The organism is Ancylobacter sp. FA202 (genome assembly GCF_000380205.1).
GTDB lineage: Bacteria > Pseudomonadota > Alphaproteobacteria > Rhizobiales > Xanthobacteraceae > Ancylobacter.
In genome coordinates, this window is the sequence record NZ_KB904818.1 from 718,885 (window position 1) to 741,498 (window position 22,614).

At 67.4% G+C, this 22,614-nt stretch carries 20 protein-coding genes and 1 pseudogene; 9 read left to right on the plus strand and 12 right to left on the minus strand.

Annotated elements, in window-relative coordinates; genetic code table 11:
- Nucleotides 1–20 precede the first annotated feature (20 nt).
- From A3M1_RS0103265 to A3M1_RS0103285, 5 genes are all read right to left on the minus strand, one after another.
- Nucleotides 21–1,238, minus strand: a complete 1,218-nt coding sequence (locus tag A3M1_RS0103265) for a mandelate racemase/muconate lactonizing enzyme family protein (RefSeq protein WP_018387523.1) — start codon at nt 1,236–1,238, stop codon at nt 21–23.
- Nucleotides 1,239–1,282: 44 nt separating this feature from the next.
- Nucleotides 1,283–2,080, minus strand: a complete 798-nt coding sequence (locus A3M1_RS0103270) for an ABC transporter permease (RefSeq protein WP_018387524.1) — start codon at nt 2,078–2,080, stop codon at nt 1,283–1,285.
- Nucleotides 2,077–2,946 carry an ABC transporter permease gene (locus A3M1_RS0103275; protein WP_018387525.1) on the minus strand — a complete coding sequence of 290 codons (870 nt, stop codon included), beginning with the start codon at nt 2,944–2,946 and terminating at the stop codon, nt 2,077–2,079. The genes A3M1_RS0103270 and A3M1_RS0103275 overlap by 4 nt, the downstream gene beginning before the upstream one ends.
- Before the next feature lie 11 nt (nt 2,947–2,957).
- The gene (locus A3M1_RS0103280) at nt 2,958–4,058 is read right to left on the minus strand and encodes an ABC transporter ATP-binding protein (RefSeq protein ID WP_018387526.1); all 1,101 of its coding nucleotides are present in this window, start codon (nt 4,056–4,058) and stop codon (nt 2,958–2,960) included.
- Nucleotides 4,059–4,153: 95 nt separating this feature from the next.
- Nucleotides 4,154–5,161: a PotD/PotF family extracellular solute-binding protein gene (locus A3M1_RS0103285; protein WP_245261554.1), complete on the minus strand. Its 1,008-nt coding sequence runs from the start codon at nt 5,159–5,161 to the stop codon at nt 4,154–4,156.
- A gap of 218 nt (nt 5,162–5,379) precedes the next feature.
- Between A3M1_RS0103285 and A3M1_RS0103290 the strand changes: the two genes are divergently transcribed.
- Entirely contained in the window at nt 5,380–6,186 is an 807-nt protein-coding gene (locus A3M1_RS0103290; RefSeq protein ID WP_018387528.1) for an SDR family NAD(P)-dependent oxidoreductase, read from the plus strand.
- On the opposite strand, the gene A3M1_RS0103295 is transcribed toward A3M1_RS0103290, so the two are convergent.
- Nucleotides 6,132–7,205, minus strand: a complete 1,074-nt coding sequence (locus A3M1_RS0103295) for a hypothetical protein (RefSeq protein WP_018387529.1) — start codon at nt 7,203–7,205, stop codon at nt 6,132–6,134. The genes A3M1_RS0103290 and A3M1_RS0103295 overlap by 55 nt on opposite strands.
- Nucleotides 7,202–8,017, minus strand: a complete 816-nt coding sequence (locus A3M1_RS0103300; protein WP_018387530.1) for a FadR/GntR family transcriptional regulator — start codon at nt 8,015–8,017, stop codon at nt 7,202–7,204. Before A3M1_RS0103300 ends, A3M1_RS0103295 begins: the two co-directional genes overlap by 4 nt.
- Before the next feature lie 268 nt (nt 8,018–8,285).
- On the opposite strand from A3M1_RS0103300, the gene A3M1_RS0103305 reads away from it, so the two are divergent.
- The 5 genes from A3M1_RS0103305 to A3M1_RS0103325 all read left to right on the plus strand — a co-directional run bounded on the left by A3M1_RS0103305 (nt 8,286) and on the right by A3M1_RS0103325 (nt 12,764).
- Complete coding sequence (locus A3M1_RS0103305; protein ID WP_018387531.1) at nt 8,286–9,146, plus strand: ABC transporter substrate-binding protein; 861 nt, start codon at nt 8,286–8,288, stop codon at nt 9,144–9,146.
- A gap of 78 nt (nt 9,147–9,224) precedes the next feature.
- Complete coding sequence (locus A3M1_RS0103310) at nt 9,225–9,905, plus strand: amino acid ABC transporter permease (RefSeq protein WP_018387532.1); 681 nt, start codon at nt 9,225–9,227, stop codon at nt 9,903–9,905.
- Nucleotides 9,906–9,914: 9 nt separating this feature from the next.
- The gene (locus A3M1_RS0103315) at nt 9,915–11,084 is read left to right on the plus strand and encodes a mandelate racemase/muconate lactonizing enzyme family protein (RefSeq protein ID WP_018387533.1); all 1,170 of its coding nucleotides are present in this window, start codon (nt 9,915–9,917) and stop codon (nt 11,082–11,084) included.
- Between the two features lie 67 nt (nt 11,085–11,151).
- On the plus strand, nt 11,152–11,997 hold the full coding sequence (locus tag A3M1_RS0103320; RefSeq protein ID WP_018387534.1) for a fumarylacetoacetate hydrolase family protein: 846 nt from the start codon (nt 11,152–11,154) through the stop codon (nt 11,995–11,997).
- Between the two features lie 14 nt (nt 11,998–12,011).
- Complete coding sequence (locus tag A3M1_RS0103325) at nt 12,012–12,764, plus strand: SDR family NAD(P)-dependent oxidoreductase (RefSeq protein WP_018963897.1); 753 nt, start codon at nt 12,012–12,014, stop codon at nt 12,762–12,764.
- 97 nt (nt 12,765–12,861) lie between these two features.
- Here the strand turns inward: A3M1_RS0103325 and A3M1_RS0103330 are convergent, their stop codons facing one another.
- The 4 genes from A3M1_RS0103330 to A3M1_RS0103345 are packed head-to-tail and all read right to left on the minus strand — an operon-like array spanning nt 12,862 to nt 19,104.
- Nucleotides 12,862–14,478, minus strand: a complete 1,617-nt coding sequence (locus A3M1_RS0103330) for a hypothetical protein (RefSeq protein ID WP_018387536.1) — start codon at nt 14,476–14,478, stop codon at nt 12,862–12,864.
- A 56-nt stretch (nt 14,479–14,534) separates the two neighbouring features.
- Complete coding sequence (locus A3M1_RS0103335; RefSeq protein WP_018387537.1) at nt 14,535–17,021, minus strand: glycosyltransferase; 2,487 nt, start codon at nt 17,019–17,021, stop codon at nt 14,535–14,537.
- Nucleotides 17,022–17,035: 14 nt separating this feature from the next.
- Complete coding sequence (locus A3M1_RS0103340; protein WP_018387538.1) at nt 17,036–18,217, minus strand: glycosyltransferase family 4 protein; 1,182 nt, start codon at nt 18,215–18,217, stop codon at nt 17,036–17,038.
- Nucleotides 18,214–19,104 (minus strand): glycosyltransferase, encoded by an 891-nt coding sequence (locus A3M1_RS0103345; RefSeq protein WP_245261555.1) that lies wholly within the window; start codon nt 19,102–19,104, stop codon nt 18,214–18,216. Before A3M1_RS0103345 ends, A3M1_RS0103340 begins: the two co-directional genes overlap by 4 nt.
- Before the next feature lie 650 nt (nt 19,105–19,754).
- Here A3M1_RS0103345 and A3M1_RS0103350 point away from each other — a divergent pair.
- The 3 genes from A3M1_RS0103350 to A3M1_RS0103355 all read left to right on the plus strand — a co-directional run bounded on the left by A3M1_RS0103350 (nt 19,755) and on the right by A3M1_RS0103355 (nt 22,020).
- Nucleotides 19,755–21,062, plus strand: a complete 1,308-nt coding sequence (locus A3M1_RS0103350; protein ID WP_245261556.1) for a hypothetical protein — start codon at nt 19,755–19,757, stop codon at nt 21,060–21,062.
- 504 nt (nt 21,063–21,566) lie between these two features.
- Nucleotides 21,567–21,827, plus strand: a complete 261-nt coding sequence (locus tag A3M1_RS27150) for an acyltransferase family protein (RefSeq protein ID WP_371258775.1) — start codon at nt 21,567–21,569, stop codon at nt 21,825–21,827.
- Entirely contained in the window at nt 21,775–22,020 is a 246-nt protein-coding gene (locus A3M1_RS0103355; RefSeq protein ID WP_081620309.1) for a cell division topological specificity factor MinE, read from the plus strand. The genes A3M1_RS27150 and A3M1_RS0103355 overlap by 53 nt, the downstream gene beginning before the upstream one ends.
- A gap of 246 nt (nt 22,021–22,266) precedes the next feature.
- On the opposite strand, the pseudogene A3M1_RS27155 reads toward A3M1_RS0103355, so the two are convergent.
- Nucleotides 22,267–22,417: pseudogene (locus A3M1_RS27155) on the minus strand (IS21 family transposase); the annotation flags it as partial.
- Nucleotides 22,418–22,614 lie beyond the last annotated feature (197 nt).

A 22,614-nucleotide genomic window follows, 5' to 3' on the forward strand; every position in this document is an offset into this window, starting at 1 on the left:
CCCGCCCCTCCCCTTTTGCCTCAGCATGCCGCATCCATCGCCGGCACACCGTCAGGGCCGGGATTATGTCCCGCGCGTGAGCGAAACAGCGTCCGGCCGCGGACAGAAATTTCCACGTCGACCCGGTAGCGATCCAGGGCAGCGGGGGCGATCTCGATCCCCAGACCCGGCGCCTCGGGCGCCGCGATCTCGCCATTGCCGTCGCGCTTGATGTGGTTGGCGGTCAACTCCACCGCGAGCGGCTGCAGCGCAACCGGAAACTCGCAGATGGTGGCCTCCTCCACGCCGGCGAAGGGCTGCAGCGAGGCGCTCAGCGCGAGGTTGGAGGTGAAGGTGTGGTTGACATAGGTGACGCCCCGGGCGCGCGCATGGTCGGCCACGCGCTTGGCCGGGCCGATGCCGCCGATGCGCCCGCAATCGATCTGCACGAAGCCGACATTGCCGTAATCGATGAGGTTGCGGGCCATGTGGAAATTGTGGGCCCCCTCCCCGCCCGCCATCTTCACCGTGCTGCGCGCGGCCAGCGCGGCGTATTCGGCATAGGCGCTGGCGGCGAAGGGCTCCTCCAGCCAGGTGGCGCGGGCGGCTTCCAGTGCCGGAATCCGTGCCGCCGCCCGTTCGACATCCTCGCCAAAAACCTGGCCGACATCGACGAGGAGAAGGCCGTCCGGGCCGAGCCCCTCGCGGGCGGCGACGAAATGATCCACATCCACGCCGAGCGCGCCGCGCCCGATCGGCCCCCAGCCGAATTTCACCGCGCGGAAGCCCTCAGTGCGGGACCGCCGGCCGCGCTCCAGCGTCTCCTGCGGCGTGTCGCCGAACAGTTGGGAGGCATAGGGCGTCTTGGAATATGAGCGCTCATAGCCGAGCAGCTTCCACACCGGCTCGCCCCACACCTTGCCGAGCAGGTCCCACAGCGCCATTTCGATGCCGGACCAGGTATGGGCGGCCTGCAGCAGGTCCATGCTGTCATAGTCGACCTGCGCGGCGATGCGCGCGATGTCCTGCGGCCCGTCGAGCCGCTGGCCGAGCACCGCGCTCCCTACCGGCTGGCAGGCGCCGTGCGACATCGGGCAGACGAAGGCGGCGATGGACGGCAGCGGCGCCGCCTCGCACTCGCCCCAGCCGACATGACCGCCGGCGGTGACGCGCACGACAAGCGCATCCTGGCTGCCATCGGCCGCCGTGGTGATCTCGGGCATCGCCAGATAGAAGAAATCGACCGTCTCGATCTTCATGGGGAAGCGTCTTCTCTTGAAAGCGGGAGGGTCCGGCGGGCGCGTCAGGCGCGCTCGCCGGCGCGTTGCAGCATGCCGATGGCGAAGGTGATGACGGCGGTGAACAGGAGGATCAGCGTCGCCAGGGCGTTGATCTCGGGCACGAAGCCGACGCGCATCATCGCCCACAGGCGGATGGGCAGCGTGGTCTGCGAGCCCGCGACGAAGAGAGTGATCAGCGTCTCGTCGAAGGAGATGGCAAAGGCCAGAAGCACACCGGAAATCAGCGCCGGGCGCATCTGCGGCAGGATCACGTAGCGCAGCGTCTGCACCCGCGAGGCGCCGAGATCGAGCGAGGCCTCGGTCAGGCTGCTCCCCAGCAATTGCAGGCGCACCAACACCGTGCGGTACACCACCGGCACGATGAAGACGATGTGGGCGATGATGATGGTGACCAGCCCCCGGCCGAGATCGATCTCGCGAAAGGCGATCAGCAGCGACAGGCCGGTGATGATCGGCGGCAGCAGGAAGGGCAGGAACACCATGGTCTGCATGGCGAGCCCGAGGCCGCGCCGCGCCGAGACGAAGTAGAAGGCGAACATCAGCGCCAAACCCAGCGCGGCGATGCTTGCCACCGCCGCCACGACTAGCGAGGTGGCGAGCGCGGCGAGAATCTCGCCATTGGCGAGCAGCGCGGCATAGGGATCGAGCGAGAACGGCGCGAAGCCCAGCGCGCCGCGCACCCGCACGACCTGGAAGAAGGAGATCGCCGCGGTCGCCAGCAGCGGCGCATAGAGCGCGACGAGGCCGACCCCGGCAATGAGGCCGAGAAGCGCGTCGATCAGCGGTGCCTTGTGCCTCATCGCACATGCTCCCGCCGGAGAAGGAGGCCGGCCAGCGCCACCGCCAGCAGGGTCGTCGCCAGCAGGATGACGGCCAGCGCCGAGCCGAGCGGCCAGTTGAGCGCGAGGCCGAACTGGCTGAACACGATGCGCCCGAAGGTGAAGCCCTGGATGCCGCCCACCATTTGCGGCGTCACGAAATCGCCGAAGGTGAGGATGAAGGTGAACACCGCTCCCGCCGCCATGCCCGGCCGGCCGAGCGGCAGCACCACGTCGCGCAACATCTGCCCCGGCGTGGCGCCGAGATCGGCGGCAGCCGCCAGATAATTCGCCGGGATGCGGTCCAGCGCCAGATAGATCGGCAGGATCGCATAGGGCAGGTACAGCACCGCCAGCGCGATGAAGATGGCGGTGCGGGAAAACAGCAGCGCCTCGATCGGCTGGTCGATCAGCCCGAGCGCCATCATCGCCTCGTTCAGCAGCCCGCGCTGGCCGAGGATGGAGCGGATCGAATAGATCTTGATGATGTAGCTCATGAACAGCGGCAGCATGAAGCTCATCAGGATCAGGAACCGCACGCGCGGGGTGCGGCGGAAGATGAACAGGGCGATCGCGGTGGCGAGCGCCAGATTGACCGCCGTCACCTGCAAGGAGAGGGCGATGGTCTGGAGATAGACCGCGAGGTAGCTACCTTCGGTGAAGAAGGCGCGGTAGTTCGCCAGCGTCGGAATGAGCAGGATCTGCCCCTCCTCCAGCGTCCAGAAGCTGACCGCCACGAAGGACAGGATCGGCACCACCACGAAGAGCAGCGGCAGGCCCAGATTGAGCGCATGAACGAGGCCGGCCCGCAGCAGGTCCGGCCACGGGCGGGCAGTGGCGGTTTCCATCGCGCCCTCCCTCACAATGCGGCCGGTGCGGGACCGGCCCGCAGCAGCGCGGCATCACCGGCCGACCAGCTGAGCCCCACGCGCTGGCCCGCAACGAGGCCAGCTGCCGAGCCGTCCGCGAGGCGGCGCACCTTGAGCAGGGCTCCCGGCAGCGCGGCATGCCGCAGCTCGATCATCACATTGGCGCCGAGGAAGCGCACATCCGCCACGTCCGCCGTCAGGCCCTCACCGGGCATGGGCGCGGCGTCGAGCCGGACATGCTCGGGCCGCACCGCCACCAGCACGGCGCTGCCGGTGGGCGGCGCCGGCCCGTCCACCGTCGCGGCGAGGCGTCCGGCCGGGGTGTCGACGGCGCAGAGCGGGCCGTCGACGGCGGCGAGCGTGCCGGCGATCAGGTTGTTCTCGCCGAGGAAGGCCGCGGTGAAAGGTGTGTGCGGCCGGCGATAGAGCTGCTCGGGCGCGCCTTCCTGCTCGATACGGCCGCCATTGACCACGATGATGCGGTCGGACAGCGCGATCGCCTCCTCCTGGTCGTGGGTAATGAAGACGAAGGCGATGCCGAGCCGGCGCTGCAGCGATTTGAGAAAGCGCTGCATCTGCGCGCGCAGCTCGACATCGAGCGCCGACAGCGGTTCGTCGAGCAGGATGAGGCGCGGCTCGCAGATGATGGCGCGGGCGAGCGCCACGCGCTGGCGCTGGCCGCCGGAGAGCTGGGCGGGGTAGCGCCCGCCAAAGGCGGCGAGCCCCACCGTCTCCATCACCTCGGCGACGCGGGTCGCGATCTCCGCCCGGGGGCGGCCGCGCACTTTCAGCCCGTAGCCGACATTCTCCGCCACCGTCATGTGATGGAACAGCGCGTAGTCCTGGAAGACGGTGTTGAAGGGGCGGCGGTTGATCGGCACGGCGGCGAGGTCGCGCCCCTCGAACATCAGCCGTCCGCCGTCAATGCTCTCAAAACCACCGATGATGCGCAGGATCGTGGTCTTGCCCGAGCCGGAAGGGCCGAGAATGGTGAGGAACTCATTGCCGGCGACGGTGATGTCGATGCCTTCGAGCACCCGCACCGCACCGTAGCGCTTCGAGATGTTTTCGAGATGGAGGAGAGGCTGCACGCGCGTGGTCCCGCAATCCGGCCGGGGGAAGCGGCGCGAGGCCGCCGCCCGGGGTAGCCGCCGGCCCACGCGGGGCCGGCGTAGCGAAGATGCGGCTACTCCGCCGCCTTGACCTCGTTCCAGATCGCCTGGCGACGGGTGTAGTCCTCCGGGTTCTGCGCCCAGATCAGCCGGCCGGCATAGTCCATGCCCTGGGCCACATCGGTGGTGGAGCCGTAGCCGAACTTCTTGGCCATGTCGGCGCCGATCTTCTTCTGCAGCACGAAGTTCATCCAGGCATAGGCGGCATCGGGGTTGGGCGTGCCGGCGCTGACGGACAGGTTGTCGAGCCAGCCGACCGCGCCCTCCTTCGGGATGGTGTAGCCGACATCGAAGCCCTTCTTCTGCAGGTTGACGGCGGCGAGTTCGCCCATGGAGAACATCAGCACCACGTCGTTCTCGGACCAGATGGTGGTGCCCTCGTCGAAGCCGGCGAAATAGGTGAGCAGGTTGCGCTTCAGGGCGATCAGCTTGTCCTTCACCTGGGCGAACTGCGCGTCGGTGAGATGGAAAGGGTCCTTTATGCCCAGCACGATGGCGCCGAAATTGATGGCGTTGTTGGCGTCGTCGAGCGAGATGACCTTGCCCTTATAGGTGGGATCCCACAGCACCTCCCAGCTCTCGGGCGTGGTGGGGAAGGTCTTCTTGTCATAGACCATGCCGAGCGATCCCCACGCCCACGGCACCCCATAGATGGCGCCGTCGAGAGTGGCATTCGACATGTCCTTGAATTCGGGAAGGAGATTGCCGGCGCTGGTGAGCTTGGCGGTATCGATCGGGGCGATGAGCTTCTGGTCGGCATAGGCCTTCAGGCTGGCCGTATCGATGGTGACGACGTCGTAATCCTTGCCGTTCGACGCCTTCATCTTGGCGATCTGCTCGTCGACGCCGCCGACATAGGTCACCTTCACGGTGATGCCGGTCTGCTTCTCGAACTCCTCCACCCAGGACGGGTCGGCATAGCCCTCATAGGCGAGCAGGCGCACCTCGCCCTTCGGGCCGGCGATGGCCGCCGGACTGAGAAGAGTGAGCGCCGTGAGCGACGCGACCAAGGCCCTCGACATCAAATCCATCGTCCATTCTCCATCTGGCGCCTTTCGGGCTTGAGATAAAAAATCATATTTTATTTACAGGGTCAATTATCCCGGCGGCGGAAATGGCCGGACTCTGCGGTTCGCGCCGAAGCGGGGGCCGTCATGAGGTGGGTGGGTCGCATTTGACGCTGCCAAACGTCATATTTTATATTGCGCCTCCGCCTCGCACCGATGCTCAGGAAACCCACATGCCCAACGAGACAGCGGCCGCCCCTTCCGCCGCCCGCCGCCTGGAAGGCCGCGTCGCCGTCATTACCGGCGCGGCGAACGGCATCGGTCGTGGTATTGCCGAGCGCTTCGCCGTCGAGGGCGCGCAGGTGGTGGTGGCCGACATTGATGAAGCCGGCGCCCGACGCGTCGCGGCCGGACTGGGCGAGCCGGCGCTGGCCGTGCGGGTCGACATCGCCGATCCCAGCTCGGTGGCGGCGCTGGCCGAGGCTGTCGACGCGCGCTTTGGTCGCTGCGAGATCCTGGTCAACAATGCCGCGATCCTCGATTCCGCCGGCATCGACGCGATGAGCTTCGCGCATTACCGCTCGGTGCTCGACATCAACCAGGACGGTGCCGTCCGGGTGACGCTGGCCATGCTTCCCCTGATCCGCCGGGCGCGGGAAAGCCGGCGCATCCTCAACATCGTCTCGATCCAGGGCGTGCGCGGCACCCGCGATTCGCTGGCCTATGCCACCGCGAAGGGCGCGTTGGTCAATTTCACCCGCGCCCTCGCCTGCGATCTCGGTGCGGAAGCCATTGCCGTCAACGCCCTCGCCCCCGGCTTCATCGACACGCAGATGGCGCAATTGCCCGATGGCGGCGGCCATGAGCACGAGACCGAGTGGTTCCGCGACATCTATATCCGCCACGGCCGCATCCCGCTGCGGCGTCCCGGCGCGCCGGATGACATTGCCGGGCCGGCCTTCTTCCTGTGCTCGGATGATGCGCGCTATGTGACCGGGCAGGTCCTGCTTGTCGACGGCGGCGTCTCCGCGACGTTCTGAACGCCTTGCAGCGACCGCGCCGCGAGACGGTAGCGGATCACGACCGGCTGCTCCGGCGTGACGGCGAGACTGGTCATCGTGCCGGCGGCGGCGATCGGGTTGTCCGCCAGCGACACCGGCTCGGCGAAATCGAAGCAGGCGGCGATCGGCTCAATGCCGAGCCCGCGATAGCGCCCGCTCCAGGGGGCATCCGTGAGGGCCCGATCGCTGATCCACAGCTGGCACGAGGGCAGAAGCGCGCGGTCCCAGTCGAGGCTCAGCACGGCGCCGCGGGCCGCGAAGACCGCCTCCACCGGTCCCTCCACCCCGCAGAGCTGCACGACATCCTCCATCGGCGCCGCCTTGGGCAGGCAGGAAAGATCGATGATCCCGCCCGCGCCTGCCGGCACCGCGGAAAGGCAGGAGAAATCGCGGCCGATGGCGGCGCGCATCGCCCCGCCCGGCACCGCTGCGGGATAGGTGAAGCCCCGGCGGAACCGCGCCTTGAGGTGCAGGCTCGCCTCCGGCACATCCAGCGACAGGATGGGGTGCAGGCCAAGCGGCAGGCGGGTCGGGCGGCGCACGTCGACGATCAGCTCAAGGTCGAGCGCGGGCGCCTCCGGCGACACCGTCAGCACACGGGTAAGCCGCCGCACGGCGTGGGCCGCCGGGTAGTCCAGGGTCAGGCGGAGCCGATCGGCGCGATGCTCCTCTACCGTCCAGACGGCATTGGCGGCGAGGCCGTGCGCGGGGTCGTTCCGACGTTCGAGAGCGAGAGGACGCCATGCCGGGGCGATGGCGTCGAGCGGCCCGCCGACACCAAAGGGCAGGCACACGAACTCCGCGCCGAGATGGCGCAGATGCGCCGGCAGCGCGCTCAGCGAAGGGGCGTCGGGCGACCAGTGCGGCCGGGCGAACGGCGCGAACGGCCCGTCCGGTAGGTCGAAGACAAGCTCGGCGAGCATCGCGCCCACCGGCAGCACGCGCAGGGCGCCCCGCGCCCAGTCGAGCGCGAGCGGTTCGCCGACATTGCCCCTCACTTCAACGCCGCGAGCAGCGAATCCTTGCCGTCGAGGATCACGTCGCGCATCGCCCGCGCCGCCGCTTCCCCCTCGCCGCCGGTGATCGCCTCGAACACCGTCCGGTGCTGGCCGATATCGTCCTCGATGCTCTTATCCGCCTTCAGCGCCTGCTGCTGGATGGAAAAGCTCAGATGCAGGAAGTCAGCGACCAGATGGGCGAAGCTGCCGAGCAGTACGTTGTGGCTCGCGGCGAACACCGCCATGTGGAAGGCGACGTCGGCATGGGCATAGACGGTGAGGTCGCCGCTGGCCGCCTCCATGGCGTGGAGAGCGGCGCGGATGCGGCGCAAATCCTCGATCGTCGCCCGGCCGGTGGCCAGCTGCGCCGCCGCCGGTTCGATCATCAACCGTAGTTCGATCAGGTCGCGCATCATGGTGTCGCGCAGCGCAGCGGTGCCGTCGCCCTCGCCGAAATGCCAGGCCAGCACATCGCTGTCGAACGTATTCCAGAGATCGCGCGGGCGCACCCGCGTGCCGACCTTCTGGCGCATCTCGATCAACCCCTTGGCCGCCAGCACCTTCAGCGCCTCGCGCAGCGAGGGGCGGCTCGCCGCGAATTCGGCCATCAGGTCCGGTTCGCGCGGCAGCAATTCGCCCGGCGCGAAGCGGCCGGAGACGATGGCGCGGCCAAGCTCGGTGATGACATGCCCCTGCACGCCGCTGATGCGGTAGCCCGACGGCCGCGCGGGACGACGCGCGCGCTCCTCTGTCCCGCCGCTGGCTTCCGCAGCCTCGGCGCGCGGGCGAGGCGTCGATGGGCGTTCCGTCACTGGCGCTCTCCGTGTTCTCTCGTGCCGGCCGATGGCGGCGCGCATCGGCCTTGCCTCATCATCGCACCCTTTGCGCGCCGCGACAGCCGCACCGTGCGGGGCAAGCGCGTTGCAGCAGCGGCCGCGACAACCACAGCGAACCAATTAAATCATATTTTTAAGCCGAACAACCGCACCTCCAGCGAATCAATCTGGACATCAGGCAGCGAAGAAGTAATATTTTTCGGTCACGTCGGCGCAGACCGGCCCTTCCAGACAGGAGAATGGCATGCTCAAGACAATCGTGGCGGCCCTGTTCGCGGCCGTCGTCAGCATCAGCGCGAGCGCAAGCGCGCAGGGATTCCAGTTCGAAGCGCCGCCGCTTTTCGACAATTGCGGCGATCCTTCGCTTGCGCTGGCGAAGAAGGACGGCGTCACCCTGGGCTTCTCGCCCTCGCCGCCCTATTCCTCGCTCGATCCGGCGACGAAGAAGGCGGGCGGGCTCGATATCGAACTGGTTGAAGCGGCGCTGAAATGGGCCGGCGTCACCACGTTCAAATATGAGGTGATGCCGTTCGGCCAGCTCATCCCGGCGCTGCTCGCCAAGCGCATCGACATCGTCGCCGCCAACATCCACGTCACCCCCGACCGGCTGAAGGCGGTGTCCTTCTCCGGCCCGGCCTGGTGGTACGGCCCGGCGATCGTCGTCGCCAAGGGCAACCCGGCCGGCATCACCGCGTTCGACGGGCTGAAGGGCAAGAAGGTGGGCGCCATCGCCGGATCCGCGGCGGATGAATATCTGCGCAAGATCGGCGTCGCCATCACCGCGTTCCAGACCGACGCCGAAGAGTTCGCGGCGATCTCCACCGGCCGCGTCGACGCCATTCTCGACGACGACGTGAAGATCATCGAGTTCATGAAGGCCAACGGCGCCGCGCCGATCGAGATCGTCGCCAATGTCGCGATCCCGGATGAGCTGATCTTCAAATATGGCTATGGCTATGCACGCTACGCGCTGCGAAAGGACGATTGCTCGCTGCGCGCCGCCTTCACCCAGGGCCTCGCCGAGGTGCGCGGCAACGGACAGGCCACCGCCATTCTGAAGACATATGGGCTGACGAACCGCAACCTGTTCTTCTTCCCGCTCTGACGGCCGCGACGCACGGAGCTTCAGGCGCGCGGGGCCGGCCCCCGCACGCCCCCTCCGGCTTCAGCGGCGGAGTGCGCCATGAATCTCTTCGATGTCTCGGTCGTCACCGAGTACGGCTCTGTGTTCCTGCAGGGCCTCGCCATGACGACGTTCCTGACCGTCGTCGTCATCCTGCTGGCGGGCGTGCTCGCCATACCGCTGGCGCTGGCCCGGCTGTCGACCACGCGCTGGATCCGCTGGCCGGCGGATTTCTATGTCGAGTTCATCCGCGCGACGCCGCTGATCCTGCAGCTGATCTACATCTATTACGTGCTGCCCAGCGCGGGAATCCGGCTGGAGCCGATGACGGCGGCGATTATCGGCCTCACGGTCAACTACTCCGCCTTCATGAGCGAGGTCTATCGCTCGGGCATCCAGGCGGTGCCGAGGAGCCAGTATGAGGCGGCGCAGAGCCTGGGGCTGAAGCCGGTCGTCGTGTTTGTGAAGATCGTCTTCCCGCAGGCGTTCCGCGTGGTGCTGCCGGCGCTCGGCAACTATCTCATCGCGCTGTTCAAGGATACCGCCCTCGCCTCCGTGGTGACCGTGCAGGAGCTGATGTTCTCCGGCCAGATCATCGCGGCGCGTAACTACCAGTATTTCACCGTCTACACCGTTACCGCCATCCTTTACTTCTCCGTCGGCTTTCCCGCCGCCCTTCTGGTCCGGCGGCTGGAGCGCTGGTCGCAGCGGGGCTGGGCGGCGCACGGGCGCAGGAACTGAGTTGCTGACATGACCGACATCGCACTACCCCGGCTCACCATCCGCTCCATCGCCGTCGCGCCGCTGTTTGGCGAAAGCCCGAAGGGCGGCTGGTCCGCCGAAATCAAGCCGGAGGATTCGGTGCACGCACTGATCGCCGTGCACACCGAAGAGGGGCTGACCGGCCATGGCAGCGTGTTCGCCGACGGGCGGCTGGTGCAGGCCGCCGTCGACGTGCTTGAACCACTCTGGCGCGGCGAGAACGCGCTGGAGCCCGAGCGTGTTACCGAGAAGCTCCATCAGAACACCTTCTGGATGGGACGCGGCGGCAGCCTCACCCACGCGATCAGCGGCATCGACATCGCGCTGTGGGATCTTCTGGGCAAGGCACTCGGCCAGCCGGTCGGGCGTCTGCTCGGCGGCATCTATCGCGACCGGGTCACGCCCTACTGCTCGCTGCTGATGGAAGAGCCCGAGCGCATGGCGGACGTCATCGGCCCGCACCGCGCGCGCGGCTTCAAGGCTTTCAAGATCGGCTGGGGGCCCTTCGGCCGGCGCGGCAGTGCCCGGCTCGACGAGGCGATCATACGGGCGGCGCGGGAGGCGGCGGGGCCCGACGCCCAGCTCTTCGTCGATGCCGGTGCGAGCGACGCCCATTGGCCGCAGGGGCTGAAATGGGCGCTCACCACCGCACAGATGCTGAAGGATTACGACGTCGGCTGGTTCGAGGAAGCGCTGCGCCCCGACGCGCTGGAGGATTTCCGCACGCTGCGCCGGGCGAGCCCGGTGCCGATCGCCGGTGGCGAGGTGCTCACGCGCCGGCAGAGCTTCCTGCCCTGGCTCGCCGGCGGCGCGCTCGACATCGTGCAGCCTGACGTCACCAAGGTCGGCGGCATCAGCGAGCAACGGCGCATCGCCTGGCTCGCCGACGAGTTCGGCGTGCGTTATGTCGGCCATGGCTGGAATACCGCGCTGGGCCTTGCCGCCGACCTCCAGCTCGCCGCCGCGCTGCCGCAGTGCGACCTGGTCGAGTTCATCGGCGGCAGCGCCTATGTCGACGGCATCGTCGCCGAGCCCTTCCGGCTGGACGCCGAGGGCCAGTTGCGCATCCCCGATCGTCCGGGGCTCGGCATCCGCCTCGATCCCGAGCCGCTGGCGCGCGTCACCCACGCGCCGCAGTCCCTATTTGCGCCCGCGTGAGAGGCGCCGCGAAAACCCACGGGCCGGCCGCGCCGCGACCCGCGAAAGAAATCAGGAGAAAACGCCAATGAAGCTCGTTCGCTATGGAGAATGCGGCCGGGAGAAGCCCGGCCTGGTGGACGCGTCGGGCGCGCTGCGCGACCTGTCCGCGTTCGCCTCCGACATCGCCGGCGAGACGTTGACCCCGGAAGGTCTCGCGCGCCTTCGCGCGCTGGACCCAGCGACACTTCCCGCCGTGGAAGGCGCCCCGCGCCTTGGCGCCTGCGTGGGTGGCGTTGGCAAGTTCATCTGCGTCGGCCTGAACTACAGCGACCACGCCGCCGAAGCCGGGATGCCGATTCCCGAGGAGCCGGTGCTGTTCATGAAGCCGACAAGCTGCATTGTCGGTGCCTATGACCCGGTCGAGATCCCCCGCGGCGCGCAGAAGACCGACTGGGAGGTGGAACTTGGCATCGTCATTGGCCGGACGGCGAAATACGTCTCGGTCGAGCAGGCGCTGGAGCATGTCGCGGGCTATTGCATCATCAACGACGTCTCCGAGCGCCATTTCCAGCTTGAGCGTGGCGGCCAGTGGGACAAGGGCAAGGGGTGCGACACCTTCGGGCCCATCGGCCCGTGGCTGGTGACCGCCGACGAGATCCCCGACCCGCATGCGCTGGACATGTGGCTGGAGGTCGATGGCACGCGCTACCAGAACGGCTCGACGCGCACGATGATCTTCAACGTGCCGACCCTCGTTTCCTATGTCAGCCATTTCATGAGCCTGCAGCCGGGCGACCTCATCTCCACCGGCACGCCGCCGGGCGTGGGCCTTGGCCAGAAGCCGCCAGTCTATCTCAAGGCCGGCCAGACGATGCGCCTCGCCATTTCCGGCCTCGGCGAGCAGCAGCAGACCACAGTCGCGGCGCAATGAAGGGAGACGCCATCATGAACAAGCTCGATCTCAACGGCCGCGTCGCCATCGTCACCGGGGGCGCGCGCGGTATCGGCTATGCCACCGCCGCGCGCATGCTGGCCTCCGGCGCCACCGTCGCGCTGTGGGACATCGACGCGGCGCGTCTGGACGAGGCCGCCGGCGCGCTGGCGGCCTCCGGCACCGTCTCCACCCATGTGGTGGAACTCACCGACGAGGCCTGCGTCACCGCCACCACCCAGGCCACCGCGCAGGCGCATGGCAAGATCGACATTCTCGTCAACAATGCCGGCATTACCGGCGGCAATGGCAGACTGTGGGAACTCGACACCGCGACCTGGCGGCGCGTCGTCGACGTCAATCTTGTCGGGCCGTTTCTCGCCTGCAAGGCGGTGGTGCCGCATCTGTTGAGGAATGGCTGGGGGCGGATCGTCAATGTCGCCTCCATCGCCGGCAAGGAGGGCAACGCCAACGCCTCGCACTATTCCGCGTCCAAGGCGGGGCTGATCGGGCTGACCAAGTCGCTCGGCAAGGAGCTGGCGACGAGCAATATCCTCGTCAACGCCATTACCCCCGCGGCGGCGAAGACCGAGATCTTCAGCCAGATGAAGCAGGAACATATCGACTTCATGCTGTCGAAGATCCCGATGAACCGGTTTCTTCAGGTCGAGGAGGTGGCGGCGCTGATCGGCTGGCTCAGCTCGGAGGATTGCGCCTTCACCACCGGCGCCGTGTTCGACATTTCCGGCGGCCGCGCCGTCTACTGACGACGGACAGAGCGAAGTGGATTCCGGTTCGCGTGAAGAAAATGCGCAAAGGCAAAACGGGAGCACGTTGGGTGAACAGGCTTTGACTGGGCGTGCTCTATGTGCAGTCCAAGGTGTCTGCGACCTTTGACAGCAGCCGCAGCTGGCTAAGATCAATCATGGGATTCAACAGGTCGTTGCTTAGGAAGCGACGCCCCGTCCATGACCAGAGCGTGGAGGACAGGTGCTCGGAGTGGCCAACCAGCGGCGGAAACACAGTGCAGCAGTGCAGGCCCAGCGTTTCAAGGTAGCGGTCGATGGTGTTCCTCCCCACGTCCTCTCCCGCAAGCTGATAGTCGGCCAGAGCCTGCAGTGCCTTTGGGCCGTAGATGCCGAACACCATGCCAATGACCGTGTCGATCTCGATGAGCAGGCCATCGCCGTGAGTCTGCACAGCCTTTATCCGTCCATGCGGGGAGAGGTCGGTTATCAGGCCCGAAAACAGGTCCCACTGGCGGGCGTTGGTATCCAGGAGCGCCAGAAGAGCCGAGAGCCGGACGTCGAAATCAGTGGGCAGCCGTGCGTCGTCTTCCCACACGATCAGCCGCTTGCGTTGGGCCTGCAGGGCGCGGCGAGCCAAATAGCGGTAGCTGAGGGCCGTGCCCTTCCAGCCATCCAAATGGCGCAGGCCAGGGAAGAGGATCGCGCCATGGCGCTGGCTCTCGCGTGCATGAGCGAATCGTTCCGGGGCTTCGGGCAGGCACAGCACGGTGGCTGGCGCATCGAGGCGGGTCTGGGCCGTGGCGGCCTCGAAGGCCGCGTCATCCAGCACGCCGACGCCATGAAGCGCGCGGGCCAACATGTGCGGCAGGCCCAGCGGCGAGCGGTCGGCCAGGGTTGGCTTAGTGGCGGTTCGCGGCGTCAATGGCACATGGAAGATCTGGTCCTGCGCGAGCCTTCTCACCTGAAGCTCGGCTATGCGCGGCAGCATCGCCTCGAAAACGGCCAGCGAGTCATCCAGGTGCGTATGCAGCGCGGTTGTCCCGCCATCGGCAAGTTCGCCGGGCTCGACCAGCCAGAGAATGCGCCGTTCGGGTGGCGGCAGCACCTCGAAGGCGCACGGGCTGAGGACCACATAGAGGTCCTCGGTGAACGCCGTGGGTATGGCCGTGAGCACTGTGCATCGCAAGGACATACCGTCGATGAGGTGCGCCACCGCGTGTGCCGCGTGGCGGAGGCGGTCCGGGGCAATCAGCGCCACCGTCCGCACGCGCGCCAGCTGGCCGGATGCGCGCAGCGCCCGCATGCGCACGCGATAATCCTGCGCATCGAACGGTTCGGTTGTCTGTGGCGCGACGGACGGTGACCCACCCCAGGCGTGCGGCAACAGGCGGCGGAGGTCGCGTGCCAGCCGGCGCAGCATCCGCCGGCTTTGCTTCTCCGGCGCGGCCCCCACTTTAGCGGCACTTCCCAGGCCGCTACCCCCGAGCCCGCCACCCCCGAGCCGGCTAGCCCAGAGGCCATTGCCTGCCAGACCAGTGCGTTCCGCATCGCGCCGTGCCGGCTCGTCCTGAAGACGGGATACCTCCATCCGCTGCTGCAGTGCCGTGCGGCACCGGGCTAGTTCGGCGGCCTGCCTGTCGATGTCGTTCCGCAGCCGGCCGAGCTGCGCCTCCTGGGACTGAAGGCGCTCCTGGAAGTGGCGCAGGGCGGCCCGCAGCGCATGGGTCGCCATCACGTTCCCACGATCGAAGGTGTCTGTTGGGGGGGCGGAGGGCGGCGATGTACCTTTCATGGCGCCACGCTGGCGGCTTCCAGCAGCGCCTGCGGCAGACCGTCGGACGGGACCGGCCGGTATGTCCGGGCTTTGGCGCGCAGCTGCACGAGATAGGTGTCGTCCAGGCACAGACGGCTGATCTCGTTGCGCCAGGCGGGCAGATCGCCCGGATCGAGCGCGGGCATCAGCCCGGCCGAGGCTTCGACAAGGGCCGGGTGGTCCGAGACAACCACGGGTGTGCCGGCGGCCAGGCTCTCCGCCACTGGCAGTCCGAAGCCCTCGTTGAACGAGGGGAAGACCGAGAAGCGCGCATGGCGGTACAGCCAGTGGAGCTGCTCGTCGCGCAGGGCGGCGGCCACCTGCACGTGCGGCGCCAGCCGCCAGTTTCTCTCCACCGCCAGCCGCACGGCGTCGACGCCCCAGCCCCAGCGGCCGGCCAGCACCAGCACCGGCAGGCGTTCCGCCGGAAGCTGCTGCCGCAACTGCTCCCACAGGTTCAGCAGAAGGATGTGGTTCTTGCGGATTTCGATCGTCGAGCAATAGACGACAAAGGGCCGGTCCGGCGGCAAGCCCGTGGGTGGACTGCCCGGCAGTGCGCGCGCCGTGTCGAGGCCCGCCGGCGACGCCACGCGCAGGGGTGGCACGGCGTGGCCCTCTTCGGCCAGCGCCCGCTGCACCTGCCGCGCCGTGTGCCGCGAGACAGCCACCAGTTGGTCCGCCTCGGCGATGACGCCGCGCATGTCGGCCGTATAGCTGCGCGGATCGCGGCCAGCGGTCCACTGGGGGCTCTCCCAGACCATCAGGTCGTGCACAGCCAAAACCACGCGCACCCCTTGGGCGCGAAGTGCCTTGAAGACAGGCGGCTTCAGATAGTCCCACGGGTTGGAGACGCTCAGCAGAACGTCGCCCGGATTTGGCGCCAACGGCGGGGCTTCCATCGACAGCACCTGCATGCGGGCCTTCGCACGGCGCTGCACCCGACGGACCACGCCGCGCGGAACCAGACGGCGCAGACTGGAGCCAACACATTGCAGGGCGCCGAGCGCGCGCGCCGTGTTCCCTATAGGCTGCGGCAGGCGCGGCGGCGGCCGCGGGCTGTTCGCCAGTTCGGCATCGGCCATCCTGCCCATGCCGTCAGGCGCGTTGGCCAGGAATTCCAGCTCCTGCCCGGTGAGGCGGCGATAGCCCCCCTCTTCCGGACTGCGCCGAACCAGCTGAAAAGGTGTGGGCTGCGCCGCGAGCCGTTCGGCGGTCTGCTGTTCCACCCGCGACATGCCCACCGGCGAATGCCATCCCTTTTCCAGCGCAAGCGACACGTCGAACAGGACGGCCGGACCGGGCTGGCCCGCACCGGCTGGCGGGGCAAGGAGGCGCGGGCACCAGCGGCCGTCCAGCACGGCCGCCAACTGGGCCACTATGCGAGGCGCGGCGAATTCGCGCTCGGCCCGTTCGCGGCCGCTGCGCCCGAGCCGGTCGGCCAGGGCGGGATCGCGGTGCAGCCGCTCAATGGCATCGGCCAGTCCCTGCACGTCGCCCTCGTCGACCAGCAGGCCGTCGACCTCGTGCCGGATCAATTGCGCCGGCGCTCCGCAGGCAAAGGCGATGACCGGCCGCTGATGAGCCCAGGCCTCGATGATCGTGCGGCCGAAGGTCTCCGGCCCCCCTTCAGCGGAGATGGAGGTAACGAGCACGGCCCGCGCCTGTCGCAGCAGCGCCGAGGGGTCGGGCACGTGGTGGTGCAGGCTCAGCGTGCCCCCGGTGCCTGCCGCCGCCATCTGGGCCTGCAGCTCGGCATGTAATTCGGGGATGGGCCGATGGCCCACGGACGCGATGCGCAGGCCAGCGCAGCGCGCCCTCAGCAGGGCTGCGGCCTGCACCAGCGACGCATGGCCCTTGAATCGGTTCACCGTGGCGAGGTGCAGGAAGGGCGCCTCGTCGGCCAGGTCCCGGGAGGGCGCCGCCGGAACGTCGACCGGGTTGGGGATCACCAGTGCCCGCATCGGGCCGTGCGGCCAGACGTGCTCGGCGAGGTAGTCCGGCTTCTCCAGCACCGACCGGTCGGGCACCAGTAGCATGGCCCGGGGCACCTGCGGCAGCAACTGCTTGTGGTCGAACCACTGGAAGTCGTGCGCGGCCACGCAGGCGATCGCGTCCAGCCCCGGCAGCCAGCCCGCCGCCCGCGCCAGGATGCGCAGGGAATCCTGCGTATTGGTCAGGATGGACGAAGGCCGAAGCGCCAGGACGCGCCGTACAAGCAGCCGCGCCGCGCGCGCGACGAAGTTCGCGCGTGTGGCATCCACCGTCTGGATGTCCAGCCGGGGGTGCGCCATCTGCCGAAGCCGCTCCAGGTGCAGCGCGTTGCAGGCGAAGACCGTGACCCGCCGTTCGGCGAGCAGCAGGGGCAGCAGGATTTCGACATTGCGCTCGGCGCCGCCATAGCCGGTGGCGACTGAGAGGATCAGCAGCGGCGGGCGGGCCGCAGGGGTGGCGGAATCGTGCAAGGGGTTTTCCTGCTTCATCCAGGAGCGAGGTTGGGTGAGGGCGTGTCGTCAGCCGGGGCGAGGCAGTATTGCGCCCGCAGCAGGCGTTCACCCTCATCGGCGATGCGGGCGGCCAGCGCCGCATCCGTCAGCAGCGCCGCGCAATGGAGCGCGAAGAGCCCGGCGCGATCGGCCACGAGCACATGCCGCCCGGGCTCGACCTGCAGCCCTCGGACAGCATGCGAGGTGCCCACCAATGGGCGTGCATAGTGCCAGGCTTCTAGCACCTTCAGCTTGGTGCCACCGCCGCCGCGCACCGGCGCAATGACCGCCGTGGCCTGGGCGTAAAGGGGACGCAGGTCGGCGGGCTCGTGCGCATAGGTGATGCCATGGGCGGCCAAGCGCCGCCTTAGCGAGGCATCCGCCCGGCCTGCGACGATGACCTGCACGTCCGGCACCAGCCGGCGAAGGAGCGGCAGCACGGAACGGGTGAACCAGAGCACGGCATCCTCATTGGGCGGATAGAACAGCGCGCCCACGAAGAGCAGGGTGCGCCCGCCTGCCGGGGGCGGTGGCAGGGCGGGCATCGCGTCGGCAACGACAAGGTTGGGGCTGGTGCGCACCTCGCCCATGCCCGGGAGGCGGGCGAGACGGGTGGCATCCTGCGCGGCGGAGAGGTGAATGGTGCGGTAGCTTGGCAGTAACAGCCGCTCGAGCCGGGCGTAGCGCCGCGATTGCACGAGGCGCGCCGCCGCCGTGCGCCAGCGCCCGCGACGCAGCGCCAGGCCGGCCAGACTGCGCCGCGTGGCCGATTCCCAGTCATCGCAGTCCATCTCGGCCACAGCTCGCCATGCGGGCGGCAGATGCGAAGCAAAGTCGTGCAGATAGAAGCGAAACACGAGGACGCGCGCCGGCACCGAACCGGACAAGGCGCCCAGCGCCGCGGCCGCCGCCGCATCCGGCTCGAACCAGTCCGCCAGGCGACGGCGCTTCAGGGCGGGGCCGGTGCTGTGCACCACATGCAGCGCGCCCGGCAGCGGGGTCCGAGCGACAGGCGCTTCGGCGCCGCGCGTCACCAGCACGATGTCGAGGTCATGCGTCGCCGCCAGTTCGCAAGCCCAGCGCCAGCCCCGCCGCATCAGACCCACGCCATCGGGGGAGGGCAGCACATGGGTCAGCAGGACAGCCCGGCTGCGCGATTTGTGCGTCCCACTCACGAGGCCCTCCGCCGGAATGGCCTGCGCAGCCAGTGGGCCAGGGCTGAAGGGGCCAGCCCGGCCGGCAGGTGCGGGCGTGCCTGGCGGGCATAGGTGGTACGCGCATGCGCCACATAGGCGGGTGTCAGACGGCGATGGTTGAAATCGGACAGGTCGCGCCGCTCCACGTCCCACCAGAGATGGGCCCAGAGGTGCAGGCTCGTGGCCTCCTGTGGCAGCACGCGGTCCTGCTCGAAAAGGCCGGCAATGCCCTCCCGCGTCCAGTCGAGCGCGAAGAAGCGATTCTCGGGCTCCACGCGGATCCAGTGCGGAAATTCGCGGCTGAGCCGATAGGGCAGGAAGGTGGAATGGTTGCTCCAGCTGCCATCGAAGGCGCCGGGCATGCGCTCGATCCAGGTTCGGATAAAGGGCGCGCCGGGCTCGGCCATGATCAGCGCATTGCAAAGCGAGCCCTGGGGTGAGGAGGTAGCCCCGACGTCTACACGCTCATGGCCCATGACGCAGGATTCGCCGAACAGGGCAGCGGGCGGCGGCGCCACGAACAGCGTGTCCATATCCGCATAGACGCCGCCCTGCTCATGCAGAACGCGCAGGCGGATGAAGTCGGACAGATGGGCGTAGGCGAAACGCCTGATGGAATCGTCCTGGTAGTTCAGCTCGACACGCCGTTCATCCGCGGGGATCGTTTGCACCTCGATGCGCGGATAGATCCGGTCCCATAGCGGTCCATAGGGCTGGTTGTGCAGATGCACGACCACGCGATCGGGCCGATTGACCTCGAGGCAGGAGGCCAGGCAGAGGTAATGCATCAGGTGAAAGGGCTCCGTCTGCGGCCGCAGACCAAACACGAAGTGGTAGATGTTGGGGATGCGCTGCGAGCCCTGCACGGCCCCGGAAAGCGAGGAGCTGGCTGTCACGTTGATCGGAAAAGCTCTGCAGAGCCCCCCGCATGGCGTAAGGCGATGAGTCGATGTTCGGCGTTTGAAAACATCAATGATGTGCCGCTGATTTCGGTCTGCCTGGGCGCTCTTGTCGGCCCCTTGGCGTTTCCCAGACGTCACCTGAAGCGTCCCAGGTTCTGGCCCCGTCCTAGGTGGGACCCCCTCCGTCCGTCAAGATCGCGCGTGCTGAAGACAGACGTTTAACCCCCTTCTCACCGGAAAAAGTGCCGTTCACGGCTTCTCTCCAAGGTTCTCTCTTGAAACATTTCACATTCTTACTGGCATATGCCTTGATCCAGCCCGCCGGGTGACGATCGATATGCATCGAAAATGAAACTTAAAATCGAAGTTCTTTAAGTTCATCGCATTAATTTTCACCATTCATGATTGCACCCGCCTGAGCTTCGTCTTGCTGACAAAGAGGGGGAATGAAAGCGGCACCCCCTCTTTGCTCTTGAAGCCCTCCGGCTCGTGGGGTGTAACCAACGCCGGCCGCCTGCCAAGCGCTGTGCGCTCGGTTGCCGCCACCTCCGCCCTTCGAGGAGCCGCTGAACGATGTGTTATGGTTCACCACTTCGCCAGGACGGTTGTTTGGCATGAGTGCCCGTTTGTCCGCCGCCCGTCCGGTGCTGCGCTATATCGGTTTGGGCGACAGGAGCGGCTATGCGGTGGCGGCGGCTGCATTGGTACGTGCCTTGCGGGATGCAGGCGTCCAGCTGGCCTGGGAGCCCCTGCTTCCCGGCGGGGATCTGGGCTTGGGATATGCGCCTGCCGTATCGCCCGAGGCCGGCCCAGAAGATCTCCGGTCCTTGCGTGACGATGCGCGGAAGTGCGACGTGGCCATCATCCACTTCGTGCCCGAATATTACCCTCACTTCATCGGGCGCGAGCGCCGCCGGGGCACACGCTGCGTGGTCGGCCATACCGTGTGGGAGACCGACCGGTTGCCGGGCCACTGGCCGGCGCTGATTAATCGGCTCGATGCCGTGATCGTGCCTAGCGAATGGAACGGGCAGGTCTTGCGCGACAGTGGCGTGGTGATCCCGATCTGGGTCGTGCCGCATTTGCCCCGGCCCGAGCGTGCCGCCACTGTCGAGGATCGGGAGCGGCTGCTGCGACGCCTGCCGCCGCTGCAGGGCCGACGCATTTTCTACACCGTCTCGACATGGCTGGAGCGCAAGTCCATCGGCCCGCTGGTGGCGGCCTTCACCGAGGCCTTCAGCCACGACGATCCCGTGGCGCTTGTGATCAAGACCAGTGCTCACGATCTTGAGCGCGTGCGACGCGATCCCGGGCATGAGGGCGAAAGCGTACCGGTGCTGCCGCAGTTCGAGACAATGATCGGCCGCGCCGTGCTGCGCCATGGCCGCCTGCCGCCCCCCATCTGCTTGCTCACCGACGATCTGCCGGATTGCGAGTTGCACGCCCTGCATGCGCTGGGTGACTGCTTCGTGTCGCTGTGCCGTGCCGAAGGCTGGGGTCTCGGCGCCTTCGAGGCCGCTTGTGTCGCTCGCCCGGTCGTGATCACGGGCTGGGGCGGGCCCACGGCTTTCCTACGGTCCGATGCGGCTTATTTCGTGGACTGGTCCATGGCGCCGGTGCGCCCCGGCGAGGCCAATGGCAGCTACACGCCGGACCAGCACTGGGCCGAGCCTGACATGAGCTCGGCCGTGGCGGCGCTGCGCGCTGTCGCGGCCGATCCTGTCGAGGCGGCGCGGCGCGGTGCGCTGGCCGCGCGGCACATCCGGCACTCCATCGTTCCGGCGGCGGTGGCCGATGATGTGCTGGAGCGCCTCGCCACCCTGGTATCGGGTCTGCCGCCTGCGAAACCTCGTGCCAGCCTGCTAGGCCGGGCGCTGCGCCGCGCCCGTGCCGCGCTAAGGGGCGTATTCGCCGCCAGGTGAAGGCGCGGGACGCCGGCCGCATGAGGCGCCGCAGGCAAGAGCCTCTCGGCGCGGCTATCGAACGCCGCCGCTAGGGGCAGGCCCGAGGTTTCATCAAGGCTACGACAATGGCCGGTCGGGGGCCGAGAGCGGACTGTCCGCTGTGGGGACTTCGAACGAAAAGCGGACATATCGTCGATGTCGTCGGCTTCCGGCTCGTCACCCGTGCACGTCGATTGGTCAGTTTTTCGGATATTACCTGTCACCTCGGCGGCTTCCGAACGCCAAGCTAGTGCTGCGGTCGGACAACCGGAACGTTAGGGGGATGTGCCGCCACGGCAATGGCATCGCAGTTCGAATTTTCAGCTCCCGCTGCCCCAAATTCGGAGAGCACTCTAAACCCGACCAAGCCTAATCATCGACCGACAGGAAAAGGGCGAGTACGTCACGGAACATCGATCTACCGGCCCAATATTCCTCGCAGAGCTTCTCTACAGATTTCATTTCGGCGCGCTCGGCGTCTATATTTTCTTCGCCCTATCCGCTTATCTGATGACAAACAAAGCGAGTGATCCGCCGCTGAAATTCGCCTTGGATCGCGTGCGCCGCGTCTATCCATGCTTCTGGATCGCCCTCGCCGTGTCGTCCCTCGTCTCGCTCTATCTGATAGGGGTGCACGGTACGACGTGGCAACTGGCGCTTATCATCCCTTTCGGAATGCCCCCATGGGCTAATGTTCCGTATTGGACTCTTTATTTCGAGATGTCCTTTTCTACTCTCGCATGAGCGCCAGGTGCTGGGCGGCGACGACCTTCTCTCACGTGTGCGCGAGGACATTCTGGTAGTTGTCGCCAAGCATGTTCCTTGCGAACACGACAATGTGAAGGCGCGTCTGGAGCGGGGGACGCCGATGTCGATCCTTGAGATTGAGGTGGAAGTGCGCGGCGATCTCGATCTGGCGCTCGGCCGCGCAGCCTGACGCCGCCCCGGCCGTTGGGACGGAGCCGCAACAATGAAATGAAAGCGGGTCCGGGACCGGCGACGGTTCCGGGCTTTGCGTTTGCGAGCTGCTGAAATTGTCATTCCTGCCCGTCGAGCCGCTCAACCACCGCGTTCCACTCGCAGCGCGACGGTGGTGAAATTGACCGCGTCCATTTTGGAGCGGAGCTGCCGGATCTTGACCAGCGCCGCGTCAATAGAGCCCCTGCCGATCGCAGGTGCCCTGGGCGACCTTCACCGTCACCGTCATGCGGTTTGATCAGCACGATCGCGTGGCTCCAGTCGAACGGGCAGCTCAGCGGAACGAAAGCATCGGCGGTGATGGCGGACTGCTCCCGTTGCCACCTCTTGGCGTAGCGACGCATGGCAAGCACACCCTGCAGAGCCCCAGCGAAGACATAGTTCTCAATTGCATCAATGTCAGCGCTGCTCGGCGAGGGCTGGTGCCGTCGTGAACTCGCTGGGCGCTCAGCGGGAAGCGATGACCGTCGAGTTCACGAGTGAGAGGCCAGATCAGATTTCCGTGACGGGTTGAAGGTCGGGAGAGGGTCTTCCGGCGCCCGTCATGGAGGTT

Excerpts from the sequence above, each read along its gene's own strand:
- A3M1_RS0103320 (WP_018387534.1), top strand. The coding sequence starts at position 11,152 with ATGAAGCTCGTTCGCTATGGAGAATGCGGCCGGGAGAAGCCCGGCCTG.
- A3M1_RS0103330 (WP_018387536.1), bottom strand. The coding sequence starts at position 14,478 with ATGGCGACCCATGCGCTGCGGGCCGCCCTGCGCCACTTCCAGGAGCGC.
- A3M1_RS0103265 (WP_018387523.1), bottom strand. The coding sequence starts at position 1,238 with ATGAAGATCGAGACGGTCGATTTCTTCTATCTGGCGATGCCCGAGATC.
- A3M1_RS0103325 (WP_018963897.1), top strand. The coding sequence starts at position 12,012 with ATGAACAAGCTCGATCTCAACGGCCGCGTCGCCATCGTCACCGGGGGC.
- A3M1_RS0103270 (WP_018387524.1), bottom strand. The coding sequence starts at position 2,080 with ATGAGGCACAAGGCACCGCTGATCGACGCGCTTCTCGGCCTCATTGCC.
- A3M1_RS0103355 (WP_081620309.1), top strand. The coding sequence starts at position 21,775 with ATGTTCCGTATTGGACTCTTTATTTCGAGATGTCCTTTTCTACTCTCG.
- A3M1_RS0103315 (WP_018387533.1), top strand. The coding sequence starts at position 9,915 with ATGACCGACATCGCACTACCCCGGCTCACCATCCGCTCCATCGCCGTC.
- A3M1_RS0103275 (WP_018387525.1), bottom strand. The coding sequence starts at position 2,946 with ATGGAAACCGCCACTGCCCGCCCGTGGCCGGACCTGCTGCGGGCCGGC.
- A3M1_RS0103310 (WP_018387532.1), top strand. The coding sequence starts at position 9,225 with ATGAATCTCTTCGATGTCTCGGTCGTCACCGAGTACGGCTCTGTGTTC.
- A3M1_RS0103285 (WP_245261554.1), bottom strand. The coding sequence starts at position 5,161 with ATGTCGAGGGCCTTGGTCGCGTCGCTCACGGCGCTCACTCTTCTCAGT.
- A3M1_RS0103305 (WP_018387531.1), top strand. The coding sequence starts at position 8,286 with ATGCTCAAGACAATCGTGGCGGCCCTGTTCGCGGCCGTCGTCAGCATC.
- A3M1_RS0103290 (WP_018387528.1), top strand. The coding sequence starts at position 5,380 with ATGCCCAACGAGACAGCGGCCGCCCCTTCCGCCGCCCGCCGCCTGGAA.
- A3M1_RS0103350 (WP_245261556.1), top strand. The coding sequence starts at position 19,755 with ATGAGTGCCCGTTTGTCCGCCGCCCGTCCGGTGCTGCGCTATATCGGT.